The 25,926-nt window shown below is 36.4% G+C and carries 19 protein-coding genes and 2 tRNA genes; 7 read left to right on the plus strand and 14 right to left on the minus strand.

Features of this window, described 5'->3' with window-relative positions; genetic code table 11:
- Positions 1–39: 39 nt before the first annotated feature.
- The 8 genes from BHE19_RS04085 to BHE19_RS04125 all read right to left on the minus strand — a co-directional run bounded on the left by BHE19_RS04085 (position 40) and on the right by BHE19_RS04125 (position 5,999).
- A complete protein-coding gene (locus BHE19_RS04085) occupies positions 40–1,560 on the minus strand; it encodes a polyamine aminopropyltransferase (protein WP_070906078.1) in 1,521 nt (506 codons plus the stop codon).
- The gene (locus BHE19_RS04090) at positions 1,553–1,768 is read right to left on the minus strand and encodes a DUF350 domain-containing protein (RefSeq protein ID WP_070906079.1); all 216 of its coding nucleotides are present in this window, start codon (positions 1,766–1,768) and stop codon (positions 1,553–1,555) included. The genes BHE19_RS04085 and BHE19_RS04090 overlap by 8 nt, the downstream gene beginning before the upstream one ends.
- 195 nt (positions 1,769–1,963) lie before the next feature.
- A complete protein-coding gene (locus BHE19_RS04100; protein WP_070906081.1) occupies positions 1,964–3,196 on the minus strand; it encodes a DUF4178 domain-containing protein in 1,233 nt (410 codons plus the stop codon).
- A gap of 3 nt (positions 3,197–3,199) precedes the next feature.
- A complete protein-coding gene (locus BHE19_RS04105; RefSeq protein WP_070906082.1) occupies positions 3,200–3,562 on the minus strand; it encodes an S-adenosylmethionine decarboxylase family protein in 363 nt (120 codons plus the stop codon).
- Positions 3,563–3,703: 141 nt separating this feature from the next.
- A tRNA-Ser gene (locus BHE19_RS04110) sits at positions 3,704–3,793 on the minus strand.
- A 27-nt stretch (positions 3,794–3,820) separates the two neighbouring features.
- Complete coding sequence (locus BHE19_RS04115; protein ID WP_070906083.1) at positions 3,821–4,825, minus strand: virulence RhuM family protein; 1,005 nt, start codon at positions 4,823–4,825, stop codon at positions 3,821–3,823.
- A gap of 157 nt (positions 4,826–4,982) precedes the next feature.
- Positions 4,983–5,069 (minus strand) — tRNA-Ser (locus BHE19_RS04120).
- Positions 5,070–5,129: 60 nt separating this feature from the next.
- Positions 5,130–5,999, minus strand: coding sequence for a LysR substrate-binding domain-containing protein (locus BHE19_RS04125; protein WP_070906084.1), 870 nt, complete (start codon positions 5,997–5,999; stop codon positions 5,130–5,132).
- 91 nt (positions 6,000–6,090) lie between these two features.
- On the opposite strand from BHE19_RS04125, the gene BHE19_RS04130 reads away from it, so the two are divergent.
- Positions 6,091–7,323, plus strand: coding sequence for an MFS transporter (locus BHE19_RS04130; protein ID WP_070906085.1), 1,233 nt, complete (start codon positions 6,091–6,093; stop codon positions 7,321–7,323).
- A gap of 76 nt (positions 7,324–7,399) precedes the next feature.
- Here the strand turns inward: BHE19_RS04130 and BHE19_RS04135 are convergent, their stop codons facing one another.
- From BHE19_RS04135 to BHE19_RS04160, 6 genes are all read right to left on the minus strand, one after another.
- A complete protein-coding gene (locus tag BHE19_RS04135; RefSeq protein ID WP_017494647.1) occupies positions 7,400–8,431 on the minus strand; it encodes an asparaginase in 1,032 nt (343 codons plus the stop codon).
- Positions 8,421–9,557, minus strand: a complete 1,137-nt coding sequence (locus BHE19_RS04140; RefSeq protein WP_070906086.1) for a 1-acyl-sn-glycerol-3-phosphate acyltransferase — start codon at positions 9,555–9,557, stop codon at positions 8,421–8,423. Before BHE19_RS04140 ends, BHE19_RS04135 begins: the two co-directional genes overlap by 11 nt.
- Positions 9,558–9,621: 64 nt before the next feature.
- Positions 9,622–10,395: a TatD family hydrolase gene (locus tag BHE19_RS04145; RefSeq protein ID WP_394332168.1), complete on the minus strand. Its 774-nt coding sequence runs from the start codon at positions 10,393–10,395 to the stop codon at positions 9,622–9,624.
- Positions 10,396–10,596: 201 nt separating this feature from the next.
- Positions 10,597–12,252, minus strand: coding sequence for a S41 family peptidase (locus tag BHE19_RS04150; RefSeq protein ID WP_070906088.1), 1,656 nt, complete (start codon positions 12,250–12,252; stop codon positions 10,597–10,599).
- A 191-nt stretch (positions 12,253–12,443) separates the two neighbouring features.
- Positions 12,444–13,169 (minus strand): tetratricopeptide repeat protein, encoded by a 726-nt coding sequence (locus tag BHE19_RS04155; protein ID WP_070906089.1) that lies wholly within the window; start codon positions 13,167–13,169, stop codon positions 12,444–12,446.
- Positions 13,170–13,171: 2 nt separating this feature from the next.
- Positions 13,172–13,756, minus strand: a complete 585-nt coding sequence (locus BHE19_RS04160) for an RNA polymerase sigma factor (protein WP_017494642.1) — start codon at positions 13,754–13,756, stop codon at positions 13,172–13,174.
- A gap of 149 nt (positions 13,757–13,905) precedes the next feature.
- On the opposite strand from BHE19_RS04160, the gene BHE19_RS04165 reads away from it, so the two are divergent.
- The 6 genes from BHE19_RS04165 to BHE19_RS04190 all read left to right on the plus strand — a co-directional run bounded on the left by BHE19_RS04165 (position 13,906) and on the right by BHE19_RS04190 (position 25,883).
- Entirely contained in the window at positions 13,906–14,205 is a 300-nt protein-coding gene (locus BHE19_RS04165; RefSeq protein WP_070906090.1) for a hypothetical protein, read from the plus strand.
- Between the two features lie 122 nt (positions 14,206–14,327).
- Positions 14,328–15,311 (plus strand): hypothetical protein, encoded by a 984-nt coding sequence (locus BHE19_RS04170; protein ID WP_070906091.1) that lies wholly within the window; start codon positions 14,328–14,330, stop codon positions 15,309–15,311.
- Positions 15,312–15,491: 180 nt separating this feature from the next.
- Positions 15,492–17,444, plus strand: coding sequence for a PKD domain-containing protein (locus BHE19_RS04175; protein ID WP_070906092.1), 1,953 nt, complete (start codon positions 15,492–15,494; stop codon positions 17,442–17,444).
- 109 nt (positions 17,445–17,553) lie between these two features.
- Entirely contained in the window at positions 17,554–20,217 is a 2,664-nt protein-coding gene (locus BHE19_RS04180) for a CHAT domain-containing protein (RefSeq protein WP_070906093.1), read from the plus strand.
- Complete coding sequence (locus BHE19_RS04185) at positions 20,169–20,606, plus strand: retropepsin-like aspartic protease (RefSeq protein ID WP_070906094.1); 438 nt, start codon at positions 20,169–20,171, stop codon at positions 20,604–20,606. The genes BHE19_RS04180 and BHE19_RS04185 overlap by 49 nt, the downstream gene beginning before the upstream one ends.
- 81 nt (positions 20,607–20,687) lie before the next feature.
- Positions 20,688–25,883: a T9SS type A sorting domain-containing protein gene (locus BHE19_RS04190; protein WP_070906095.1), complete on the plus strand. Its 5,196-nt coding sequence runs from the start codon at positions 20,688–20,690 to the stop codon at positions 25,881–25,883.
- Positions 25,884–25,926: the final 43 nt, after the last annotated feature.

Genomic DNA, 25,926 nt, shown 5'->3' on the forward strand with positions numbered 1-25,926 from the left:
AAAGATGCTGTGATTCCTTTTACGAAATTTCGCCTTCCTTTATTGCAATTTTCCCCATTCTTCATCAAAATAGCGTACTAAAATCTGGTTATCCAAACGATTAATTTCTATTTCATTTGAAATCATATCATTGGTAAAATAATTAAATCTGTCAAACTGATAATTGTAGAATTTCAATCCGGGACTTTTTCTATTCACTTCGTTAAAACCGGATCCAAAACCATTGATTGCAATTGTATATCCCCATTCTCCAAACGAAGGAACATAGGCATGATAAGCATCAACCTGAGGAAAAACCTGCATTACTGTTTTATTGATACACCAGAATGACTTAGGCGCAAAATAGGGTGAGGTCGTCTGAATGACAACTGCCGCATTAGGTTTTAAAATTCCTTTTATAGTTTGATAAAAATTGAGAGAATATAACTTTCCTAAGCTATAATTTGACGGATCGGGGAAATCTATAATCGCAACGTCAAACTTCTCCTGACAACTTTTTGCCCAGATATAAGCATCCGTATTTATAACTGTAACTTTCGGATTGTTTAATGAATTTTGATTGAACTTCGTCAATACTTTATTAGTTTTAAAAAGTCTGGTCATCCCTTCGTCCAGATCGACTAAAGTTACTTTTTGAACCTCTTTGTATTTCAGGATTTCCCGAACTGCCAATCCATCACCTCCTCCTAAAACCAGAACATTTTTTACCGCTTTTGCCATTGACATTGCCGGATGAACTAAGGCTTCATGATATCGGTATTCATCTACAGAACTAAACTGAAGATTGTTGTTTAAATATAACCTGTAATCACTTTTATTGTGCGTTAAAACAATACGCTGATACGGAGTTGTGTTGGTATAAATTATATTCTCACCATATAGTTTCCCTTCTGAATAAGACAGGATTACATCGGAAAAGATAAAAACCGTAAGCAGAACACCGAATGAAAAAATAGCCTTTACTTTTAAGAAATAAGGCTTTTTTAGTTCTTTGGTAAGCAAAAAACACAACACAATGGCTATGCTTACATTGATCATTCCAAAGAAAAGTGAGGTTCCCATTATTCCTAGTTTTGGAACTAAAACCAAAGGAAAAAGTATCGAAGCCAGCAGGGCCCCAATATAATCAAATGTAAATACATTAGAGACCAAGTCCTTAAATTCAACTTTGTCTTTTAAAATATTCATTAAAAGCGGAATTTCTAATCCGACCAAAAAACCTGTTACAAAAACAAACAGGTACAATATGAATTGAAAGGATTCAACACTTTCGAACAATAGAAATAAAACTACCGAACTCAGGCCGCCAATCAAACCCACCAAAATCTCGATTTCAACAAATGTATTGAGCAGGTTTTTGTGGAAAAACTTTGAAAAAAAGGAGCCAATACCCATCGAAAACAGGTAAACTCCAATAATAAATGAAAATTGTTTTACGGAATCGCCTAATAAATAACTTGCTAACGTTCCTGCAACTAGCTCATAGATTAGCCCGCAGGTTGCAATAATAAATACGGCAAACAGCAAAAGAAATTCAAACCTAAGAAACTTTTTACCCATGAATCGCTGCACTAATGATCATCGAAATCCCGATGATGAATGCGGCCAAAACAATCGCAACGGCAACATTATTTTTCTCCCCTACCTCTTTCCAGGTGTTTTCCGGCGTAAGTTTTTCGATAATTAGATAAGCTGCCAATAAAATGATTATTCCTAAAAAAGAAAAAATAACTGAATTAACTACTGGTTGAACATGTATTAAATCCATAGTAAAATATTATTTGTGATAAAAACGGTTATAAGAAGTCCGGCTTCCCGTTGACTTGTAATTTTCTGTGGTTTCGCAATCGCAAATTCGGTTTCCCGCAATTGCAAAATAAAGATAAACTCCAAAGCAAAAAAATCCTATTGCTAATGAAGCGGCATTATTATAGATAAAATCCGAAATTTTTTTCATGACTATTTATTCATCGTAACGAGAATAAGAACTATCAGCCCATCTCTCTTTTTCAAAATTATACGTAAAAAACCATATTATTAAGTAAATGACAATCATAGCAATAACTACCATCCAGACATTTCTGTTTGATGGTTCGTTCCAAACTACATTTACACGCATTTCACTATTATTGACATCTTCCGGTGCTTTCATTGGGGTTATCAAGAGATGATATCTTCCTGCTTTAACACCACAAATATTGAACTTCTCCATATTGTCACCTTCTGTCCATGATTCTCCATCAGAATAACCGTGATAAAATTCTATGTCTTTATTGGCATAAATTTCATCATTGGTCATTTCATTTACTAAAGCGACATTAAGATTTGCCCAAGAATTATCAACATCTGTAGCAACTGTAATACTCAGCGGTGCCGAACCGCCATTTAGAATAAAAGCATCACTTGTAATTTCTTTATTATCAAATTCAGCAAATTTTATGGATTTGGAAAACACCTTTTGTTTAAATTGATCCTTATAGATAAACCAATTGGTTGCTATCAGCAATGCAGCAATACAACAAAAAATAATTGCTGTATTATTAAGATTAAACCGAGATGGCTGAATCATGTTTACACCAAACTTATAAGGCAGTACAACATTCTTAAAAGCCTTTTTTATTTCTTCCTTTTTAATGTATTCTCCATAAAAAGCCGTTTCAACTCCATTCATTCTTTCCACAGAAATCATGTAAGGTGGTCTTATATACTCCACTAAATGAATATTCTTATTCTGAGGCAATTCGAAATCGAAAAACCCCTGAGCGTTTATAATTGCAGCATCTGAATATTCAAAAATATTATAGTCTTTGTTATTGTGCTCCAGAATTAAAGGGTGCTTTTTTACCTCAAAAACCTCTTCCATTTCAGTTAGTAAAATCCAATGTCCGTTAGAAACTGAAAGGTAAATACACTCGTTTTCGTGGTTCTCCAATATAAATTCTGTCCATCTGTAATCAGGATGAACTTTTTTTACCAGGATCCCAGTGACTTTATACTCACTTCCTTTTAAAAATCCAATATCACCAATCGCCAATGGGAAATCATTGAGTGTGGTTTTATACTTAGATCTCCTGCGAAACATCCCTTCACTATCACGAGTATACAAACTCTGACAATTGGGACATACAAAATTCACAACCTCAAAACCAACTCTTAATTCAGTTTCTGTATTACAATCGTAACAAGCAATTTTCATATCCTATCGGTTGATTTCAAAATCTTTAATAATTTTTCCTTCAAAATAGCTAATATAATCAGCCATAACATCTCTAACTTTCTTTGAGTTATCCTGCAGATAATTACACAAATAAACATCCAGTGTTAACTGATTGTATTCGGGCCAAGTGTGTATACAGATATGAGATTCTTTTAAGCAGAATGAAATGGTGAAACTATTGTTGTCAAAATTATGCACAATTACACCTACCTTCTCCAGAGCATACTTTTCTAAAATCATATTGGTCACATCAACAAAGCCCTGACTATTGGTTAGCTTCTGAGTTTCATCGACATGTAAAGTAACCAGTTTATGCAATCCTGGTGAGTAAGGAGGTAAATCCATTCTAGTTTTTTAGGGAACAAAAAAGGCCAAATATATAATAATTTCTTTAATAAAATAATCTAAAAAACACTCCGATATATCCTTTCTAAGGAGAAAGCCGCAACTTCATTTTTATATGAAATTGCGGCTTTCTTAATTTTGCAGAAAGGAAGGGATTCGAACCCTCGATACAGTTACCCATATACTAGCTTTCCAGGCTAGCTCCTTCAACCACTCGGACACCTCGATTCTAACTCTAAAGCTTCTTTCGCAATAAAATTAGTTTGATTTGTTTTTAAGCTTGCTTTCTAATTGCTTTAATTCTTCAAGATCTTGTTTATCTGCTTCCTCAGCTTCCAACTGTCTACGATGTTTATTGAATGTTTCATAAATTGCATCTACTTTTTCCTCCATTTGCAAATGCGTTATTTTCCCTTTATGATTTAAAACTTCTTTATCATTAAATTCTATAATTCGATCAACATTTGTTTTCCAAAAGCCCATTGTAATATCTTGTCTGTTTTTTGCTCTCAATTCAGCAGTTTCAAGAAATACCACTACAAAACGATTCAGTGTGTCTATCTCATCAACAGTAAGATAATTTTTTGCAATGTAGATATCCTGTTTACGCACAATACTTCCTTTCCAGTTCGTAAGTGCCATATTTGGAGCATCAGCATTGGCACGCGAAACAATTATTTCGGCAGCTGTTTTTCCTGTAATAGCGTAAAGCAATTTATTTTGAGTGTCGGCAAAAAACATTTGAGTCGCCTTGTCTGTAGTATCATAATCACTACTCAATGTAAATAAATCTCGAACTTTTTGATAAAATCTCTTTTCAGAAGTCCGAATATCCCTAATTCGCTCGAGTAATTCATCAAAATAATCCGTCCTTCCGTTTGGGTTTTTAAGGCGTTCATCATCTATGACAAAACCCTTAATCATGTATTCCTGAAGGTTTTGGTTTGCCCATTGTCTAAACTGCGTTCCTCTTTTGCTTCGTACCCTAAAACCAATAGCCAAAATCATGGCCAAAGAATAAAAGATAACATTGTATTGCTTACCATCAGAGGCAGTTGTCAAGTAATCCTTGACAACTGATTTTTTCTCTAACTCCTTCTCTTTTAAGATATTTACAACATGTAAACTTATATTTTGCTTGGAGGTGTCAAAAAGTTCTGCCAATTGAGTTTGATTCATCCAAACATCTCCATCTTTTACAAGAAGAACTACATTAGATTTTCCGTCAACAGTATTGTAAAAAATTAATTGCTGCTTTTCCATTTAAAAAAGGTGTTTTTATATTCAACGGCGCACAAAAGAAACCAAAGTTTTTTTTAATCCTCAGCTATTTTGATGTTGATTTGATAATTGGAGAAAGTTAATAAAAAACCCCGAAACAAAAGTTTCGGGGTTTGGTATTCTTTACGTTAAAAATTTGCAGAAAGGAAGGGATTCGAACCCTCGATACAGTTACCCATATACTAGCTTTCCAGGCTAGCTCCTTCAACCACTCGGACACCTTTCTAAATTGGTCTGCAAATAACATAAAAAAAAATGACTTAGAAAAACAAAATCGGATATTAGTTTACATACTTTTTCTAAATTCTTCCATAAACAGTTTTACAGCCTTTTTTTGATAGCCTCCAAGGGTCAGCATAAACGATTCTCTTTTTGTGGGAACTCCCGTAATCTGAATGGCTTTCAGGTCGTCCCAGCCTTTTAGGGCTTTCTCTGCCACTATGGTGGCCCAGTCACTGTCCTGCACCATTTGCAGTAAGGCATGAATCGAGTTTAATTCGATGGAAATCTTGGGTCTCATTTTGTTTTTAGCAAATAGTTCTTCCACAAATTCTCTCGAATTCGACCCTTTTCCCGGCAAAACGAGCGGAATTTCCTCTATTTTCTTGAAAGCGATTTTATCTAAAGCTGCCAAAGAATGTGTTTTTGAAACCACCAATACCATTTGCGAAGTAAACAAAGGAACTTTCTCAACGGGAATATTTATTTCATGTGACGAAATCACCAAAACCAGGTCCAATTCGTTGGTTAATAATTTTTGTTCTAAAGCTTCTGTCGTGCCGTATTCGACGACAATTTTCAGGTTAGGGTACTGTTTTGCAAACGTATTGATAACGGGCAGAATTAAAAGTCCGAAGATATAGGTTACACCAATTCGCAGTTCACCGCCAATCATTTCGTTTAAATCTTCAATAGCCTGTTTTCCGTTTTCTACATTTTCGATAACTCTTTTGGCGTGAATCAGGAAAACAGCGCCGGCTTCGGTAAGCTGTACTTTTTTACCGATCCTTTTAAACAAAGGCATTTCGAGTTCTTCTTCGAGTTTTTTTATTTGCTGTGATAGGCCCGATTGTGTTACAAAACACAACTCGGCCGCTTTAGTAAAATGAAGTACCTCAGCGGTTTTTATAAAATATTCCAATTGATAAATTTCCATACTGATAAGTTTTAATACTTATTATAAGTAAAATTATTAATTTTTCTAATGAAATCATAATTCCGAACTTTGTAAAAAAATATCAGGCATCATGTTTAAAGCGTTAAAATCAAAAAACTTCAAGTTGTTCTTTTACGGACAATCTGTTTCTGTAATTGGAACCTGGCTTCAAAAAACAGCTGTAAGCTGGATGATTTACAGCGTGACAGGTTCGGTTTTCTTACTGGGATTAGCGACATTTTTAAGCATGATCCCATCCTTATTCCTGGCTCCTCTGGCCGGAAGTATTATTGGCCGTTACGACAGACACCGTGCTATGATTCTATTGCAATCTTTGGCGATGCTTCAGGCCGGAGCTTTGGCACTGTTAATTTATCTGAAAATATACAACATCAACTTTATTCTGGCCTTAAGTTTAATTCAGGGAATCATCAATTCTTTTGACATGACTTGCCGACAAACGATGATGATAGATATTGTTGACAATAAAGAGGACTTACCCAATGCAGTGGCCTTAAACTCTACGCTGAATAATTTCGCCCGAATTGCCGGACCTGCCTTAGCCGGAATTATTCTGCACAATTATGGTGAGGACATTTGTTTTATTGGAAACTTCTTAAGCTACATTCCGGTTCTGATTTCTTTATTGATGATGAAAATCACACCGCATATTAAAGCCACTGAAAAAATGAAAATGGTTGATGACTTTCTTGAAGGTCTGGATTATATAAAAAAAGAAAGTGAAATGGCCAAAATGCTTCTGATGTTAATGTGCAGCAGCCTGTTTGTGATTTCGTTCAATACTTTAATGCCAGTTTTTGCCAAGGATATTTTTACCGGAAATGCACAGACTTTCAGTTGGTTTGAAAGTGCTGCCGGAATTGGTTCGATACTGTCTGCTATTTATCTGGCTAATCTTAAAAAAGCAGACAATATGGGCAAAATAATGATCGCTGCGAGCTTATTATTAGGTTTTAGCATTATCGTACTGGCCTATTCCAATAGTCTGACTGTGGCACTTATTTGCATGGCTCTGAGCGGTCTGGGAATGATGGCACAAACCTCGTCTATAAACATTTACGTTCAGACACAAAGTCCTGTGCACCTGCGTTCGAGAAGTATTAGTTACTATCTGATGGCATATCAGGGAATGATTCCTGTGGGAAGTTTAATTATCGGATATGTTTCGCACATTATCGGAACCCGAGAGACTGTGGCAATTCAAGGTATTATTTGCATTCTTTCTGTAATTGTTTATGTGTATTACAAAAAACAAAGCCCTGAAGAAGAGTTTGGAACTTGTGAGGTTCGTTACAAAAATTGATAAGCTCCAAATTTAGAAATTCCAAATTCCAAAATGAAGATATAATCAGCAAACGATTGGAATTTGGAATTTTATTTTATAGCGAAATCTCCCCGCGTAAAGCTGTTTCGAAAATTGCCTTAAATTCAGTTTGAGGAATATTTTGTCCCAGCAGGTACATTAATTTTGTAATGGCTGCTTCCGTAGTAATGTCCTTTCCGGAGATAACTCCAAGAGATTTTAAAGCGGTACTGGTTTCATATTGCCCCATATTGACGCTTCCACCTGAACATTGGGTCACGTTAACAATGTGTAATCCGGACTGAATTGCTTTCTCAATCAAATCCAAAAACCAGTCTTCTGTTGGTGCATTACCCGAACCGTAGGTTTCCAAAACGATTCCCTTTAGATCTTTAATCGCTAAAATTGAAGCTAAAACCACTTCACTCATTCCAGGGAACATTTTGATGATCGCAACATGATTGTCCATTTCTTTATGAACGATTAGTTTCGCGTCTGTCTTTACTGGAAGAAATAAATGCGTGTTCAACTTTAAATGAACTCCTGACTCTACTAATTCCGGATAGTTTGGTGCTGTAAATGCTCTGAAATGCTCTGCATTTACTTTTGAAGTTCGGTTACCGCGGTACAGTTTATATTCAAAATACAAACAAACCTCAGTGATTACCGGTTTTCCGTTTTCCTGAAGTGAAGCAATCTGAATGGCTGTAATCAGGTTTTCTTTAGCATCGGTACGCAAGTCTCCTATCGGAAGCTGGGAACCTGTAAATACTACCGGTTTTGCCAAATTCTCTAACATAAAACTCAATGCCGAAGCAGAATACGACATGGTATCCGATCCGTGCAACACCACAAACCCGTCGTAAGCAATATAATTTTCTTCGATAATAGTGGCAATTTTCGTCCACTCTTGAGGATTCATATTCGAGGAATCAATCGGCTCTTCAAACGAAACCGTTTCAATATCGCAGTCTAATTGCTTGATTTCAGGTATCTTTTGTAATAATTTACCAAAGTTGAACGCTTTGAGCGCGCCTGTCTCAAAATCTTTACTCATACCGATAGTTCCACCGGTATAGATTAGTAGTATTTTTGGTTTAGATGACATCCTGATATTTTAATTTATTAACAACCGGATTAGCGTACATGGCCAAAAATCCTTGTCTTGTTACTGGGTTATCACTTCCGATACGCATTTCTAAACGACGCTCGAACAACGATTTTTCGCTTTCTTTGTACAGATGTGCAAACTTATTGGTCTCGTTTAAAATATCGTAAGCAATAAAATTAGTTGGCCATAATTGATAATTTTTCAAAACCGAATCGTCAATAACCTGAGCCAAAGCCTGTACTTGTTTGTTGACATTGTCATTTTCAGCTACAATCTGATCGATTTCTGTATCTAAAACATCTCCAACCGAAATGTGTATTCTTTTTTTAGTTCCCATGATACCACTCAGGATATTCATGAAATCTTCGTTTTTGTCTTTAACATAAACCTCATTATTGGCTTCTGCCATTAACTGTGGCATCTTCAGAACATCTGTTGGATCGTATTCGTATGAAATGGACACGGGAACAATTTTTAATTTCTTAAAATAATCCATTAGATTAGGCTCATCAGATCCCATTCCGATCATTTTTAAAACTCCCGGATTGGTTTCATCGTTTCCGTCTTTGGTACGGCCTTCTCTCTGTGCAATCCAAACCGAACGATTCTCACGAAGCAATAATTGCCCTGTATATTCTGATAATAATTTAGAACTCTGCAGCATTTCTCTTGGCGATAAACCTCTTAGAACCAAAAAGTTTCGGTTTAATTTTGCCAAAGTACTCAGGAATGCTTTTTTTACCAGATTGTCTCCAATGGCAGATGCCGTCATGACTAATCCGTGCTCAAAAAGACAAACGTTCAATAAAGTAGTATCTAATAATATATCTCTGTGATTGGAGATGAATAAGTAAGAGGTGTTTTTTTCCAGTTTCTCAAATCCTGAAGTAGTAAGACCTTCGGAACTTTTCTCTAAAACTTTTTGTATGGTGTTATAAATAAAGTTGCATTGAAAATCACGAATAGAATGTGTCTTTTTTAGCTGCTCTTTCCAAACCTCATCTGCTACTTCCGGAAAAGTAAAGTTCATCATGGTTTTCATCATCGGATGATTGACTACATCATGAAGTGCTTCATTTATTTCAGAATCATAAAACGGTCGAATGGCATCAAATCTCTGCATTATTTATATTGGTATTAAGTGGGCAAAAGAACAAAAAAAAAATTAAACTATTGTAAGGTACGGGTTAAATCCCAAAAACGTCTTTAGAATTCTGAGTGGTTCGCTCTGCAATTTCTTCCTCAGAGACGTCGTATATATCCGCTAATTTGGCGATAACATTTACCAGATAACTGCTTTCATTTCGCTTTCCGCGATACGGAATTGGCGCTAAATAAGGAGAATCGGTTTCCAGAACGATATGTTTCAAATCGATCTGATTTAGAAACTGATCGATTTTTCCGTTCTTGAAAGTTACCACTCCACCAATTCCCAGCTTCATATTGTAAGACAGCGCCTGAAGTGCCTGCTCGTATGTACCTGAAAAGCAATGAAAAATTCCAAATAAATCAGCTGATTTTTCCTCTTCCAGTACTTCAAAGATTTCGTCAAAAGCCTCACGACAATGAATTACAATAGGCAATTTGTATTGTTTTGCCAGTTGAATTTGTCTTTTAAAAGCAATTTGCTGCTCTTTTAGATGTGTTTTATCCCAATACAAATCGATTCCGATTTCCCCCACAGCGTAGAACTTTCGTTTGGCCAGTTCCGTTTCTACATGCTTTAACTCTTCTTCGTAATTGTCTTTCACATAGGTAGGATGCAACCCCATCATCAAGTATACATAATCCGGATAATTTTGCTCCAGATCGTACATCGACTGTGTGGCAGCGGCATCAATTGCAGGAATAAAAAAACGGGTTACTCCGGCATTTATAGCTCTCTGCATCATCTCGTCGCGGTCCTGATCAAATTCTTCAGAATATAAATGTGTATGTGTATCGGTAATTATGGCCTTCAAATTCAATTGTTATAATTTTTAATGGCCCAAAATTACGATAATATTAAAAACTTTCCCAATTTGAATGAAATGAGGAAAAATGGCACGCGGATTTTTACGGATTCACTTCGTGAAAACGCGGATAAAAACGGATTTTTTTCTAAAAATAAACCCGACAGGTTTTAAAAACCTGTCGGGTTTGAATCAGTACAAAATAATTTGTTATTTCCCTGTTTTAACAAACAGTAAAGCGCGATCCAGAACTTCGTCTTTACCTTTTTGAGCGCCCAAAATAGTTGGGATCACTTTAATATCCGGAACAATCCCAATACGCTGTGTTTCTTTTTTATTTGGATAAAAAACCCCCATTGAAGTAAAAGAAGAATCAAATCCGTTGATAATATTAAATTCATAATTTGGTCCATCGGAGCCCGATGTCTGAGTACCTACAACGGTAACATTTGGTGCTGTCTGCAGGCTCATTACGGTTTGCTCTCCAAAACTATGAGTTCCTGAACCTACCAAAACAATTACTTTACCTTTATAATAATCCGGATTACTTTTACCACATTCTTCCATATCATTCCTAAAATAATAACGACCAGGATAACTTAAGTCCTGTTGAAGCAATGTCAAAATGGGTCTTCGTTCCGGATTTAGATATTCGCTGACTAAAAAATCGGTATAGGCTGGTCTGCTTCTGGCTTCAAAAATAATCGCTTGTGTCCTTTTTAATTCCTCCATCATCGTTGCAACTTCCTCTTTTGACACTTTACTCATTCTTACATAGCCAATATTATCTGCCAGAATTTCCCATTTTGCAGTTTTTTTGGGAGGCGATCTTTTAATTTTTTCGTTTGGGTAGCGATGTATTTTCTTTACTGATGCTGTATTATCTCTAATGAATTCAATTTCTAAATCATCTGTATTTCCTGTAAACATAATAAAACCTCCCACTTGAGTTGCTGCGGCTTTATTAGATCCCTGAGTATACTTTGAAAGCTCTGCTAATTGTTGTTCCACTGTCCTCCCATCAACTTTCGTTATAATATCGCCAATTCTTAAGTCGTCTATTTTGGCTAAAGAATCATTTGCTACAGCGACAATTACAGCTTTATCATCTATAAATTTAGGAGTAAAAGCAGTATATTTCTCTCCACCCAAATATTTAACCATATCCGGACTAATAGTACCGGCATGGGTGTCATTAAGTTTTATCGATATTTCACGCATTGCCAGTAAAAATTCTTTTTCGGAAGCCGGAGCTTCGATATGAGGAAGAATTTCCGTAAGCGCTTCATCCCAATTCTGATCCATTACATATTTATACGGAAAAAAGTATTCTGTGTAATTCCAAAAACGAAATAGTGCCAAAAGACGTAAATTTTTATCTGTCCATTTAAAGTCAGCATAGACTGGTTCATTAACAAACTGCAAACGAACATTTTTACCCTCTTGATTTACAAAATGATTTACACCCTGAAATCTATTCTCTGTAATAAATTTCAATTTTTGAGAAAGGCTTTTGGTGAACAGTTTGCCTTTTTGCGTCCATTCTAAATTTAAATTTTTATAAAAATAGTCTGTTTTTGAATCAGGAGCCGCCGGTGTATTCGCAGATACTTCTCCCAGACTTTCAATCCATTTTTCGATTGTGGCAGAAAATTCTTCTTTGGTCTGTGCTTTTTCAATTTTAGGCAAAACTTCAAAAAGTTTTTCATCCCAGTTTATTTTCCCACTGGCCACTGCAGGATGATAATATTTTAAGAATCCCCAAACTTTGCAGGTCGCAGCAAGTTTTTCAGTTTCTGTGATTTTAGCATAGCCAAAGATCGTTTGAGTGCATACAATAAGAAAAACTAAAGTAATTTTGTTCATGTAAATAATCCGGTTAGGTTGAAATTGTTTTTTGGTAAATTTTTCTGAAAAAAAATAGCCGAATGTAAGACTAAAAATCCGGATTCGTTTACGGCTTTACATAAAAACCCTTTTTATATAAACAAACCCGATAGGTTTTAAAAACCTGTCGGGTTTGAAAGTATAATAATTTTACCCTTTTAAATAAACAATCAATCTAACTCGTCCAGCAACTCCTGAACATCGTCATAGTTTTCATAATCCTGAGAAATGGTCTGCAGAATTTCTCTGCAGGCATTGTAATCTTTCTGTTTTAATTTGGACAGTGCCAGACTCCATTTGGCTTTTTCTTTGTAAGCTGAAGTACCTGATTTTAGTTCATTAAAAACTGCTTCTGCTTCTTTATAATCACTTTCTTCCAGTAAAGAAACCCCGTAAAAATATTGTATTTCAGGTGTTTTATTCTCTTTTAAAATTTCCTCAAAAAACGGAATTGCCAGTTCATAATTCTTTTCGTTGAATGCTTTTTCTGCTTGTTTTAAAGTTTCGTCTGCATCCCCACGTTCGACGAAAGAAGCGGTTTCTGGATGATTAAAATCCTCAAAATCAGGATTCTGATTGTAATCAAAAAAGAACAGTCCGAATAAAATAACAATTGATGCCGCTGCTGCGAAATACCAAGGTCGCATTTGGACCAATTTAGGCTTGTTGGCATTAAAATGTTTCTCTGAAATCTCCGTCAGATTTGCCGTAAAGGCTTCTCTCTCTCTTTCGTGTTCAAATTTACTTTTGAGCTGTAACTGCACTTCTTTGAAAGTTTCAAACGCTGAAGCCAGTTCATGATCCTCAGACAATTGTTTCTCAAAACTATTTTTTTCCTCAACAGTCATTTCTCCCTGAAGATATTGATCGAATAATATGTAACGTTCTTCGTTCATGACTAATTATTTTTTAACGATTTAAAATTCCCGGCTTCCTGAATCCATTGTGTCAATTGCCCTACGCACAACGATTTTTTCTTACGAACATACCCATAAGTCACGTTGAGTTTCGCTGCAACTTCTTCCATCGTTTTGGTGGTGAAACTTAGTTTTAACAACTCCTGACATTTGTCTCCTAATTTTTGAAACATGGCATCAAAGAGCTGCTGTCTTTCATCAAATTCTTCGGTTTGACCAATTAGTTCAAGAGCAGATTCATTCATAGATACTGCATCCTCATTAATTGTTACCCCTTTATTGGCCGTTTTTTTAAGTTCGTTAAGCCATTTCCTTTTACACAATAAAAAAAAGTAAGCGTCAAAAGGACAAGTCAGTTGTAGTGTTTTCGCTTTGGCCTGATTAAAAAGTAAAATCATGACTTCCTGAACCACATCCTGAGCATGTTCTTTATCTCCCGAATTGTTCATGACAAACATGACCACCTTGGGAACGAATTTTTTGTAAATGCTTTGAATGACTGCGGAATTATTTGCAGCAATGCCATCAATATACATTTGATCGGGATGAATTTTATTCTTAACCATAAAGAATCATTTTGTAGCTAATTTAAAAAACAATTGGAAATAAATTTCATGTCATAAGGTAACAATTAACAAATCAAGTTGATGTAATAGCAAAGAACTCCTAAAATAGTCTTAGAGAAGAATCTAAAAACCATCAAAAAATCAGAAAAATGGAAACCTATCAATTTGTAAACCAAAAGAGTTTGGATCAATTTCATCAGATGATTTCTGCCAAAACACGAAATGGATTTGTGGTTGTGGAGCATAATGAAAAGCTCCCGTATGTGGTTTTATCCAAAAAACCAAAAGCAATCAATCATCCGTTGCACCTCTTTCTGACCTGTATCACATTCGGACTCTGGATTACAGTATGGATCTATTTTTCAATAACGCTTTCACGAAAGACAAGCATTCTTGTTGCTGTAGATGAAGACGGCAATTTATTTGAAGACAGGTGTCTTTCAGAATAAACTCAGAAAAAACAAAAACAGGGGTAACAATATCAAACCCAAATTGATATAGCAATATAATTAACAACCGAAATCTGAAAACCACCTGATCATCAGGACAGATTTATAAAAAACTAGAAATCATGAACACACATTTTAAAAAAATCGGACTTTTATTTTTACTGGCAATGAGTTTTGTAAGCTGCGACAATAGCGACAGCGATGATGCTCTTATTTTGCCACCCTCGGCTTCTGCTTTCAAAAGCATAAGTGAACAAGGGGTGAAGAAAAACACACAGAACTTTACCATCACCGCCGGAACAGGTGTGGTAACTTTAACTTCGGCTAAAGGAGTAAAATTAAGTATCAACGGGGATTGTCTTACCAAAAATGGAGTTGCGGTAACGGGGGCAGTTGCAATTGAGTACATCGAACTTTTTGACAAAGGGAACATGTTGGTTACCAACAAACCTACTATGGGGGTTATGCCTGACGGAAAGAAAAACTTATTGATTTCCGGTGGAGAATTTTTCATCAGAGCTACTCAGGGCGGTGTTGAACTTAAAAGTTCCTGTTCAATGAATTTAATTGTACCTGCGGCTTTAACAGATGGTGTCGACAATGCCATGACTTTATGGGTCGGTAAGATTGATGAGAAAGGGGAACTGGCATGGGAACAGCCTAAACCAAATGCTGACGGAACCGGTGGTAAAGGCGGCGTTCAGGGCGAAGGAACCAATTACTTTGTGACTTTTGGTAATTTCGGATGGACAAACGTTGACCGTTTTTACAGTGACCCAAGACCGAAAACTACTCTTTTGGTTGATGCTCCTGACGGTTACGACAATAATAATAGCGCAGTTTATTTGTCTTATGATGGTGAAGGCACTAATGCGCTTGCAAAATTAGATACTTATACTCCTGCCGGATTGTTTAGCGAGCACTACGGACAAATTCCAATTGGCTTAAAATGTCATGTGATTTTTGTAACCGAAGACAATGGCCAATGGCGATATGCAATTAAAGCGGTAACTGTTGCTGCAAACGATGTGTACACCTTTACACTGGGGGAAACAACAGTGGGAACTGAAGCACAATTAGTAGCCGCAATCAATGCTATTCAGTAAGTTACAAAATACTTTTTAAGAAAAAGTGATGATTTGCTCATCACTTTTTTTTACATTTAATCCAGTTTTCAAATCAATTCTGATGCTTTTCAGAAGCTAATCCTGCTGTCCGCTGTATCTTTTGTCCCGAACCCCGTGACAAAAGGATGCCGCTCCCATCAGGGCTAAAAACCTCTAGTTATGAAACCACTATCGTCTATTTTATTGATGCTATTTTCTATTCTTGCAATGGGACAAACGAAGGTAAAAGACACCATAACCCGAAGGGCCAATATTGTTTTCATTCAGAACGGAAATGCGGTTACTTATAAACCCGAAACGCCTCCTTTAATTCCCATTGCCGGTGCTCCAAAACCCAGTTATTCTTATTTGTGGGAACTCGGTGACGGACATTACAGCAAGGAAGCCGAACCAAAACATGTCTACAAAAACAAAGGAACCTACACTACCAGACTTGCCGTAACCAACAATTACGACAATGGAAAACCTCCGGCAACACGCCCAAAAAAAGTAGCCGTAAATGACCTTACGGATACCAATTATAAAGACATTGCTTCTATAGCCGATCAAAACGGATTTGCGATTTTAAAAAACTGTGACCCGATTCCGGAACAGGAAATGGTAGTCGTAGTGAGTTATCAGAATATGGAGAATTATGTCTCCAGCGGAAAACTGTATTTATTTTATAACGAGAAGCAATTTAAGAATAATAATTTCGAACTGGTTGATTACAGAACCTACGCCAGCGAGCGTGAAGTAAAGGAAAAAACCGTTGCTTCTGTAGACGATCTGGACGATTCTAAAAACTATGTTGCTTCGGCTGAAAACACTTTTAAAGCCAAAAAATACAGGAATACAACCAGCGAAGAAGACCTGGATGCTTCCTTACTCGACGCCCATAAAACCTATCATAATGTTTCAGTTTTAGAGTTTGACGATGCCAATCCTAATGAAACCCGAAATGTTTTTTATACTTTTAAAACGACTCCTGAAATGATCAAAGATACTAGTGCAACGGTTACCATGCGCGGTATTTTTGTTCCGAACCGAAGTTATAAAAACCATAAAATCAAGAATCTGGAAATGGAAATCGTAACGTCTCACGATCCTAACAAAATGGGATCCAACGGGCGTTTTATGAATTACAGACTGGTTCGTTTTAAAAGAGTAAATTTTAAAACACGTTTTCAAAACAACGGTGAAGGCCCTGCCCGAATGATTAGACTTGAAACTGATATTCCGGATATGTTCGACAAAAAAACCTTCCAGATTGAAGATATGTACCCCAAATGTCCCATCTGTCCAAAAAATGAAGTTCCAACGACAAGCTGTCTGGATACCATTATCAAAAAGAATCAAATCTTTTTTACCTTCAAAAACATTTACTTACCCGGAAGCGAACAGAAAAATGTACACGAAAAAGACAGTACAAAGGGTTTTGTCAAGTATTCGATGAAGTTTGGTGAGGATTTTCACAAAGTAAAAACCCGAAGCCGAACTGCTATTATTTTTGATAAAAACGAACCCATCATTACCAACTACGCCACAACCCGATTCCTTCCCGGAATTTCAATTGGAGCAAAAGCCGGTTATAATTTGTATCCTGATCTGGAAAAATCAACGAGTTATTTTGTGGGTGCCACTATTTCGCCTTTTAAATCGTATCGTTTTTACTGGCAGGCAGAATGGATTAATGCCCTGAACAAATACGAAAGCGGCCTAACAGTGATCGATCAGACTGTGGCAGGTGCCAATGGCGTAAAGCAATTGCAACGTACCACCACAACAACCGAAAACAAAAATGTAAACTGGGAAATCCCGGTCCTGATTCGCTATAACCTGAACAATTATATAGGAGTCGGAGCTGGAATTCAGGCCAATTTTGATATCTCATCAGAACAAAATCAAATCCAAAAAATTGAAAACTTTGAAGGTGGAACAGATCAGTTTTTAATCAGTACCCGAACGCAGTCCAATTCGGTAAAAAACGGTTTTGGGAATTTAAAAACGGGAGTTTTGTTGGATTTAACAGCCGGATTTGCCAGAATCGGACCCAGTTTTGGAGCGCGCTATGTCATTAATTTTGAGCAGAATTTCAACTATTTTCAGTTTTATGGAATTTGGAGGTTTTAAATGTTTTTTGTTCGTCACTGAATGTCACCCTGAGCGAAGTCGAAGGCTTCCTGACAATAAAGGTCTTCGACTTCGCTCAGACGGACACTCGTAGTATTACATCTATTATATGAACTTATATCGCTTATATGTTTCAATCTTCCTTTTTTTCAATCTGAATGTTTTAGGACAGAATCAGGAAGATCAAATATATACCGCAATTGACTCTTTTATTGCTCACCCTTCCCCCAAAGCGCTACAAGATCTCACTAATACAGAAGCTGTTTTCTGGAAAAATCCGAAGCCAAAAACCAAAGGAGAATTACTGGCGATTGTAGTTTTAAACTGCAATAAAGCGTATTATGAAAATCAATTTGGGAAAGCCGAAAAGGCCATTGCGAGTTATGAAAAAGCCTGGCAAATTTATCAAAAAAACAAACTTTCAGATTACGATATTATCGAATACTGCCTGAAACCCTTAGGCAATTTATATACCGTTTTGGGCGACTACGACAGTGCGGAAAATACCATAAAGCAGTATTTCTTTATTGTTAACACTGCTCCAAATTATCCGGATGCCCAAAAGCAAAAATTTGCTGCAATCCTGAATTTATCCAATGTCTATCAAAGCTCAGGTAAATTCAATCTGGCCACTGATTTATTGGAACAAATCCTGAAAACGGAGAAACTGTCTAATGCTCAGAAAGGAATCGCACTAAATAATCTTGGCAACAATTACCTGCTGAGTTCCACTGGAAATTTAATGCGTCCTGAGACGTATCAAAAAATTGAAAACACTTTTAAGTCGTCTGTAAATTATCTGAAAAACGAGAAAAACCAATCTGAGACTCTGTCTAATTCTTACCGGAATCTGGCGATGCTAAATCGGCAAAAACATCAATTTGAAGCATCCAATTCTTATTTAACGAAAGCAGAAAAACTTCTACTGGAAACACCTCATATACAAGCCCGAAAAATAGGAAAGCTGTACTATGAAAAAGCCTCATTACTTTTTGATGAAGGAAAATATGCTGAAAGCACCGAACAGCTTAAAGCCGTTTTTAAACTTTTAATCGCAAATTATGCGCCTCAGAATGTTCTTCCAAATCAAAATCAATTGTATGCCGAAACGGTTTTAATTGATGCACTTGATTTACAGGCTCAGCTTTTCCTGAGTCAAAATCAGCTTAAAAAAGCATTGGAATCTTACGAACTTTCGCTTCATATCGAAGAAGTATTGATGAACATTACTCTTTACGAAAACTCCAGGATAATCAGTCAGATTCGTTCCCGAAATCGTACCGAAAAATGTCTTTTGATTTATGATCGTTTGTTTCAAAAGGAAAACAAAACAGAATATCTGGAGAGCGCTTTTCAATTGGCCGAAAAAACAAAATCAGGGGTTTTAAAAAGTTATCAATCGAATATCAAAAAGGCAACTACAGAAGAGAAATCACTTTTAGTGCAGCTTCAAAATTTAAACAATGTTATTGTAAAAGAACAGCAAAAGGGCAGTCTGGCTAATATTGCAAACATCAACCAAGCAATCAAAAAACAGAACGAAGTTATCCTCTCCCTAAAGCAAATTCGATCTAAAAACCCGGATTTACTTCCTGAAATCAGTGACCTAAAGACCTTGTTTTCGAAATTGGAAAAAGACAAAGCGATTATGGTGTACTACTTTATGGGAGCTGAAAATTTGTATTATTTCACCTTACAGAACAACCGAATCAGTCTCCATCGCCTCGATACGGCACCTACAGCCATGCTGAGTATTATAACATTTATAAACTATTTTAATACCTCAGCCACTATTACAAACGATATTTCGGGATACAACTACTATGGCAAAAAAATATACGATTTATTGCAAATGCCACGAAATACTATTTACCAAAACCTCATCATTGTTCCCGATGGCATTTTAAACTTCTTGCCTTTTGAGGCTTTGATTACAAAGGACTCAAAAACCACCAATTTTGCCAAGATGCATTATTTACTGAATGATTTCAGGATTGCTTATGCTACTTCAGCAAACTTGTATCTCAACCCTAACCCGGTTTCAAATTCAGAAAATACTATTTTGGGTGTTTTTCCGGTTTTTGAAAATACTTCTTTTGAATTGCGTTATTCTAAAAAGGAACTAGAGGCTATCAGAAGTAATTTTAAGGGGAAATATCTGGAAAATTCAGAAGCAACATTTTCTAATTTTAAGAATGATGCGAACCATTATTCGATTTTACACTTGAGCACTCACGCTTCTTCGGGTGATATTGAAACTCCTGCAAGCATTAAATTTTACGATCAGGAAATTTTATATTCTGAATTATACAATCTGAATGTCAATCCTGATTTAGTAGTTTTGAGTGCCTGCGAAACCGGAATCGGTAAATTGTACAAAGGCGAAGGTGCCATGAGTGTGGCCAGAGGATTTCAATTTGCAGGAGCTCAGAATTTATTGTTTTCGTTATGGAAAGTCAATGATTATACGACCTCTGTTTTTATGACCGATTTTTATGAAAACATCAAAAAAGGGCAATCCTATGCGGAGGCCAATACAAATGCAAAACGTGCTTTTTTACAGGACAAGTCCATTTCGAATACTAAAAAATCTCCGTATTACTGGAGTTCTTTTGTATACTATGGTGCTATCCAAACAGAGAAACAATCGACAAATTATATTTTTTTTATCATTAGTTTATTGGGGGTAATTGGTTTATTTTTGGTTTTCAATCATAATCGAAAATGGAAAATCTTCACGAGGTTCTCAAAAAAGAGAAATACAGAAAAATAAAATTCAAGGTTACCAAAACGCAGCATTTATTGATTAAGGCAAAAATCAACAATGTTTCGGGAAATTTTATTTTAGATACCGGTGCCTCTAATTCCTGTGTAGGATTTGAAAGTATTGAACATTTTGAACTGACTGCAAAAAAGTCTAAAACCAAAGCTTCGGGTGCCGGAGGAACGGGTATGTTAACCCAAATTTCAAAGCACAATCGCCTACAGCTTGGAAGTTGGAAAAACCACGATTTTAGTCTGGTTATTTTTGATCTCTCCCATGTCAATGAGGCTCTGGAGTCTTACAAAGCAAAACCTGTTCATGGTATTATTGGTGCAGATATTCTGCTTGAAGGCAAAGCAATTATCGATTATTACAACCATTATTTGTATTTAAAATAATCGATTACAAATTTAAATACTGAAATTTTTAGTCCGTTTTTTTGTATATATTTGTTTGCCTATTTTAACAAACCGATACGTATGAAAAAAACTCTACTTTTTTTTATTTTACTGTTTTCTAATTATTTTTATGCTCAGGTCAGTGACATTGAGCATTGTTACGGGGATACCTCTTTTAATTTAACTACTCAAAAAGCACTTTTAATTGGTAATTTAAACCCTGCCGAAACAACGGTTAGTTATCATTTAAGCCTTGCAGATGCAGACAATAATTTAAATGCAATTGCAAATCCTTCCAATTATAGTAGTACACAAAGTTCTAAAACTATTTATGCCAGAATAGATCATCTAGGTACTATAACGACCAACTTTTTTAATCTAAAAATATACGAACAGATTCAATTTTTCCCTCTCATAACTCCAATTCGCTGTAAAGGACAAAATGATGCTGTTGTAACAATAGCCCCATCAGGAGGTAAAGCTCCTTATGCTTACAGTCTGGATGGAGGTCCTTTTACTATTAATTACGGTAATCCGATAGGAACTTTTACTAATTTGTCTCCTGGTACTCATACTATTAGCGTAAAAGACGCTCTGAACTGTTCAATGATTCAGGCTTTTCAAATAGTTGAACCTACCACTTTGACAGCTGACGCAAAAGTTGAATATGTAAATTGTATTCCAAGAATAGTCATTTCAGGAAGTGGGGGTAATTCTAATTATGAATATTCACATTTTGGAGTTACGTATACACAAAATAATACTGTTATCAATCCAAGTCCCGGAAATCAAACCGTGTATGTTCGGGATGGTAATGGCTGTGTCGCTTCGAAAACAATAGTGGTAGAATCTTTAAAACCATTGTCATGGATGGTTAACAACAGGACAGGCATTACCTGTCAGGGAGGAAACGACGGTACTTTTCAAGTTACCGGGACAGGAGGAAAAGCTCCTTATCTATATTCTATTGGAAATGAGTTTACCACAGTGGATGTTTTCAAAAATTTAAGCGTTGGAGACTATACGGTAAAAATACAGGATGCAACCGGATGTACTATCTCTTTTAGTTTAAATATGCCTCTTATTAATACTGCTGTAACTATAAGTCCAATTATAACAAATGACAGTAATGCTACGAATGCGGGAAAAATAGAACTGATGGTTTCTGGTGGAGCTACCCCATATAACTATTCCCTTAAAGACAGCAACGGAACCCTGATTCCTTCTAAAACAACTAATCCATTTACAGGTTTAGCGGCCGGATCGTATGAAGCTATTGTAACAGACAGTCGGGGATGTACTTTTTCACAAAAAGGAATTAATATTCTTAATGAACCAACACCGCTTACGACGACAGCAGCAGTAACTCCTATTACGTGTATCATTACTACCGGAACGATTACGATTACTCCAAATGGTGGAACTTTACCTTATCAATACTCAATAGACAACGGAAATACGTATAGCAGTTCTAATGTATTTTCTAATTTAAGTGCCGGAACTTACAATGTAAAAGTTCTTGATGCACAAAACGTGACAGCTACTGCAACTGCTACTATCGATCCGATAAAAATACCTTTAATAACAGCAACAATATATAAAAGAATACTTTGTCATGGAGATTTTAATGGTTCTATATTAGTAGGGACCAATAACGGAAAATCTCCTATTCTTTTTTCAATAAATGGAGGGGTTTATACTTCTAATAACCTTTTTGAAAATTTAACAGCAGGGAATTATGTTTTATCTGCAAAAGATTCAAACGGTTGTATTGTTTCGACAACAGTAGTATTAGAAGATCCTACTCCGATAACTGCCGAAATTACCTATTATTACAGAACTGTAACCGTTAATGCAAGTGGTGGTTATGGAAAATATCAATACGCCCTTGATGGAGGTAGTTATCAGGATTCGAGAATTTTTGGAATGGTAACTTATGGTAATCACACTATTTCTATAAAAGACCCTAATAAATGTACGGTAAGTATTCCTATAACAGTAGTAGAGCCTACCCCGCTTGTTTCGTCTTATGTAGTCGACAAAGGTACCGTTACGATTACTACCAATGGGGGTATCACACCTTATAGTTATAGACTTCAAAAGTCGACCGGATCTCCATTAACGACAACTCAGTCCAATGTATTTACAAACCTGATCAATGGTTCTTACGACATAATAGTATCAGACGCACAAGGCGGTCAGGTGCTGTTCTCTAATATCATTATTTCTGAATCGGCTCCATTTACTGCAGTAGCTACTTCAACTCCAATCACCTGTACGGATTTAAAAAGTACAATAACGGTAACGTCAACCGGAGGCTCCGCTCCTTATCAATATTCTATGTCGAATCCGGAGAATTTTGTAAATTCAAATGTCTTTTCTAATTTAAATGCCGGGAGTTATCTGGTAACAGTACGGGATTCAAATAATTTTCGAACTACTGCTTCGATTACAATTTCAAGCGCAAAACCAGTATTGGCTTCAGCACAGATTATCTCAGCAATAAGTTGTAATGGTTCCAGTGAAGGTGTAGTAAAAGTAAATGTAACTCAGGGACAGGCACCCTATACCTACGCCCTTGATAATGATCCATTACAAACTGATGATACTTTTAGGAATGTTAGTCCGGGAACTCACACCCTACGTGTTTTAGATAAAAATGGCTGTCAGGCTACTGTATCTGTCACATTATCAGAACCTACTTTAATACAAGCAACACTTGCTGTTAATGGTAACTCGATTACTGCATTCGCAACAGGTGGAACACCGCCTTACAGGTACTCTTTAGAAAGTAATCATGTAGTTGTGGCAGATCTTCAGAACTCTAATACTTTTAATAATCTTCCTGCAGGAATTTATACGGTTCGAACTATAGATGCAAACGGATGTTATTTTCAATCAGATTATTTAGAAATTTCTCCGGCTCCTGTTCTTTCCGCTTCAGCTGAAATAACTCCTATGGACTGTAATAATTCTAACGGAACAATTATTGTTACTGCAACCGGCGGAACGCCACCTTATGAATATTCGATAGACAACGGAAATAATTATACTTCCTCAAATGTTTTTAATAATCTTATTGCAGGAAGTTATCTAATAAAAGTTAAAGATTCACAAGCTGCTACAGCTGCCATAACTGCTGTTATAAGTCCTGCAAACCCTTTAACTGCCGTAGCAACTATTACCAAAACAATAGATTGTATTAGTAATGGTACTATAAACGTTGTCGCTTCAGGAGGCAACGGATCTTATCAATATTCGATAGACAATGGAGTTACCTATACTTCCAATCCTGTTTTTACTAATTTAATTGCAGGGACTTACTCTGTTCTGGTAAAAGATGCTTTAAATTGTACTGCACTTGTAAATGCTATAACGCTGGAACAGCCTGTTCTTTTAACAGCGACAGTCACTCATACCCCCATTACAAATTGCTCTTCTCCTGTAAGTGATGTAATCATTAATGGCGTTGGCGGTACAGTTCCGTATCAGTATTCCCTAAACGGTCTTCCTTTTCAATCTAGTTCTTTCTATACGGGTATAAATCCCGGAAATTATATTCTGGAAGTCAGAGATGCAAACGGATGCAGCTTCAGTACAGTATTCACTATAGTACCACCGGTTTCTTTCGTGGCAACCGTAGCCATTAATCAGGCTCAAAATTGTAACGATTTTGATATCGCAACCATTACAGCAATCGGAGGACAACCGCCTTACACCTATTCTTTTAATGAATCTAATACATTTTCAGCAGCGAATACCTTCACTTTAGCTCCCGGAACATATACCTTAAAGGCCAAAGACAGTAATGGCTGTATCGCAGCAGTAAACGCTACGATAGCCCCCCGTACTATCCCTGAAAGTACATTAATTATTACAAATGCAACAACCGCAGCCAGTAATGACGGAGCTCTAATCGTAAATGCGATCAGAGGAACAGCTCCTTATACTTACACCCTTTTGAACAGCAATAATACAATCATAGTTCCGGCGCAAAGCGCAAATACCTTTAATAATCTGGCTCCCGGAACCTATAGTGTGATTGTTAAAGATGCTAAAGGCTGTTCTTCAACACAAACACAACTAACTATTCTGGCTCCTAGTCCACTTTCAGCTGTAGCTACTGTTATTCAGCCAGATTGTAATAATCCAATGGGAACAATAACCGTAACGGCATCGGGAGGCATCTTCCCTTATCAATATTCAATGGATAATGGTGTAACTTATAACCATTCCAATACTTTTACAGTTTCTCCGGGCAGCTATAGCATAAAAGTGCGTGATGCTAATAATGCCCTATATACTTTTGTAACAACAGTTGTAGCTCCAAATCCAGTACATCTTACTGCTGTAGTTACTTCCTCAGTATCCTGCGTTTCAAACGGAGCAATCATGGCAAATGCTATAGGAGGGCAAGCTCCCTATACTTATTCCATAAATGGAAGTCCTTACCAGACCAGTAATAATTTTGTGAATTTAAATGCCGGTGTTTACACCATAACTGTAAGAGATACTAATAATTGTACCGTAACAACCACTTTAATGTTGCAAGCACCAATTCCTATAGCGGTTTCAGCAACTGTCTACAATAAAAGTATAACGGTTACAGCAACCGGTGGCACTGCTCCGTATCAATATTCATTAGATTTAAATACTTTTCAGTCAAGCAATACTTTTACAGTTTTCAACTACGGGATATATCAGGTAGCTGCAAGAGATGTTATGGGATGTATTGCATTAATCCATGTTACCATAGATCCTCCTGCGCCTTTAATAGAAGGCAAAAATACAATAACTGTCGATTTTAAATCAGGTCAGACTCTAGGAGATCTTGTTATCGAAGGTCAGAACATAAAATGGTACAGCACTAAAGGCCTTTCAACTGGTAAAACGAGTAAAACTTCTGAAACTCCTTTGCCATTGACCACTGTTTTAGTTGACGGAGTTACGTATTATGCCTCTCAAACCATAGACGGAGTCGAAAGTACAGAACGTCTTGCGGTTACGGCAAAAGTAAACGGATCGCTTTCAACACCTGATTTTGCGCTACCGGATTTCAGATTTTATCCAAACCCTGTTCAACACAACTTATCGATACAGAACAGTTCGGCTATTGATGAGATTGAATTAATCTCGGTTTCCGGAAAGACTATTTTAACGAAGAGAATAAACCATACACAATCTGAAATTGATTTATCCAATGTGGCTACAGGATTTTATTTCCTAAAAGTAAAAGCTGAAGGACAGATCAAAACTGTTAAAATAGTGAAGAAATAAAGCCCTAAAAGTTTAATACTTTTATAAAACAAAAGGAGACTGT

The organism is Flavobacterium tructae (genome assembly GCF_001853485.1).
GTDB lineage: Bacteria > Bacteroidota > Bacteroidia > Flavobacteriales > Flavobacteriaceae > Flavobacterium > Flavobacterium tructae.

Excerpts from the sequence above, each read along its gene's own strand:
- BHE19_RS04085 (WP_070906078.1), bottom strand. The coding sequence starts at position 1,560 with ATGGGTAAAAAGTTTCTTAGGTTTGAATTTCTTTTGCTGTTTGCCGTA.
- BHE19_RS04090 (WP_070906079.1), bottom strand. The coding sequence starts at position 1,768 with ATGGATTTAATACATGTTCAACCAGTAGTTAATTCAGTTATTTTTTCT.
- BHE19_RS04100 (WP_070906081.1), bottom strand. The coding sequence starts at position 3,196 with ATGAAAATTGCTTGTTACGATTGTAATACAGAAACTGAATTAAGAGTT.
- BHE19_RS04105 (WP_070906082.1), bottom strand. The coding sequence starts at position 3,562 with ATGGATTTACCTCCTTACTCACCAGGATTGCATAAACTGGTTACTTTA.
- BHE19_RS04115 (WP_070906083.1), bottom strand. The coding sequence starts at position 4,825 with ATGGAAAAGCAGCAATTAATTTTTTACAATACTGTTGACGGAAAATCT.
- BHE19_RS04125 (WP_070906084.1), bottom strand. The coding sequence starts at position 5,999 with ATGGAAATTTATCAATTGGAATATTTTATAAAAACCGCTGAGGTACTT.
- BHE19_RS04130 (WP_070906085.1), top strand. The coding sequence starts at position 6,091 with ATGTTTAAAGCGTTAAAATCAAAAAACTTCAAGTTGTTCTTTTACGGA.
- BHE19_RS04135 (WP_017494647.1), bottom strand. The coding sequence starts at position 8,431 with ATGTCATCTAAACCAAAAATACTACTAATCTATACCGGTGGAACTATC.
- BHE19_RS04140 (WP_070906086.1), bottom strand. The coding sequence starts at position 9,557 with ATGCAGAGATTTGATGCCATTCGACCGTTTTATGATTCTGAAATAAAT.
- BHE19_RS04150 (WP_070906088.1), bottom strand. The coding sequence starts at position 12,252 with ATGAACAAAATTACTTTAGTTTTTCTTATTGTATGCACTCAAACGATC.
- BHE19_RS04155 (WP_070906089.1), bottom strand. The coding sequence starts at position 13,169 with ATGAACGAAGAACGTTACATATTATTCGATCAATATCTTCAGGGAGAA.
- BHE19_RS04160 (WP_017494642.1), bottom strand. The coding sequence starts at position 13,756 with ATGGTTAAGAATAAAATTCATCCCGATCAAATGTATATTGATGGCATT.
- BHE19_RS04165 (WP_070906090.1), top strand. The coding sequence starts at position 13,906 with ATGGAAACCTATCAATTTGTAAACCAAAAGAGTTTGGATCAATTTCAT.
- BHE19_RS04170 (WP_070906091.1), top strand. The coding sequence starts at position 14,328 with ATGAACACACATTTTAAAAAAATCGGACTTTTATTTTTACTGGCAATG.
- BHE19_RS04175 (WP_070906092.1), top strand. The coding sequence starts at position 15,492 with ATGAAACCACTATCGTCTATTTTATTGATGCTATTTTCTATTCTTGCA.
- BHE19_RS04180 (WP_070906093.1), top strand. The coding sequence starts at position 17,554 with ATGAACTTATATCGCTTATATGTTTCAATCTTCCTTTTTTTCAATCTG.
- BHE19_RS04185 (WP_070906094.1), top strand. The coding sequence starts at position 20,169 with ATGGAAAATCTTCACGAGGTTCTCAAAAAAGAGAAATACAGAAAAATA.
- BHE19_RS04190 (WP_070906095.1), top strand. The coding sequence starts at position 20,688 with ATGAAAAAAACTCTACTTTTTTTTATTTTACTGTTTTCTAATTATTTT.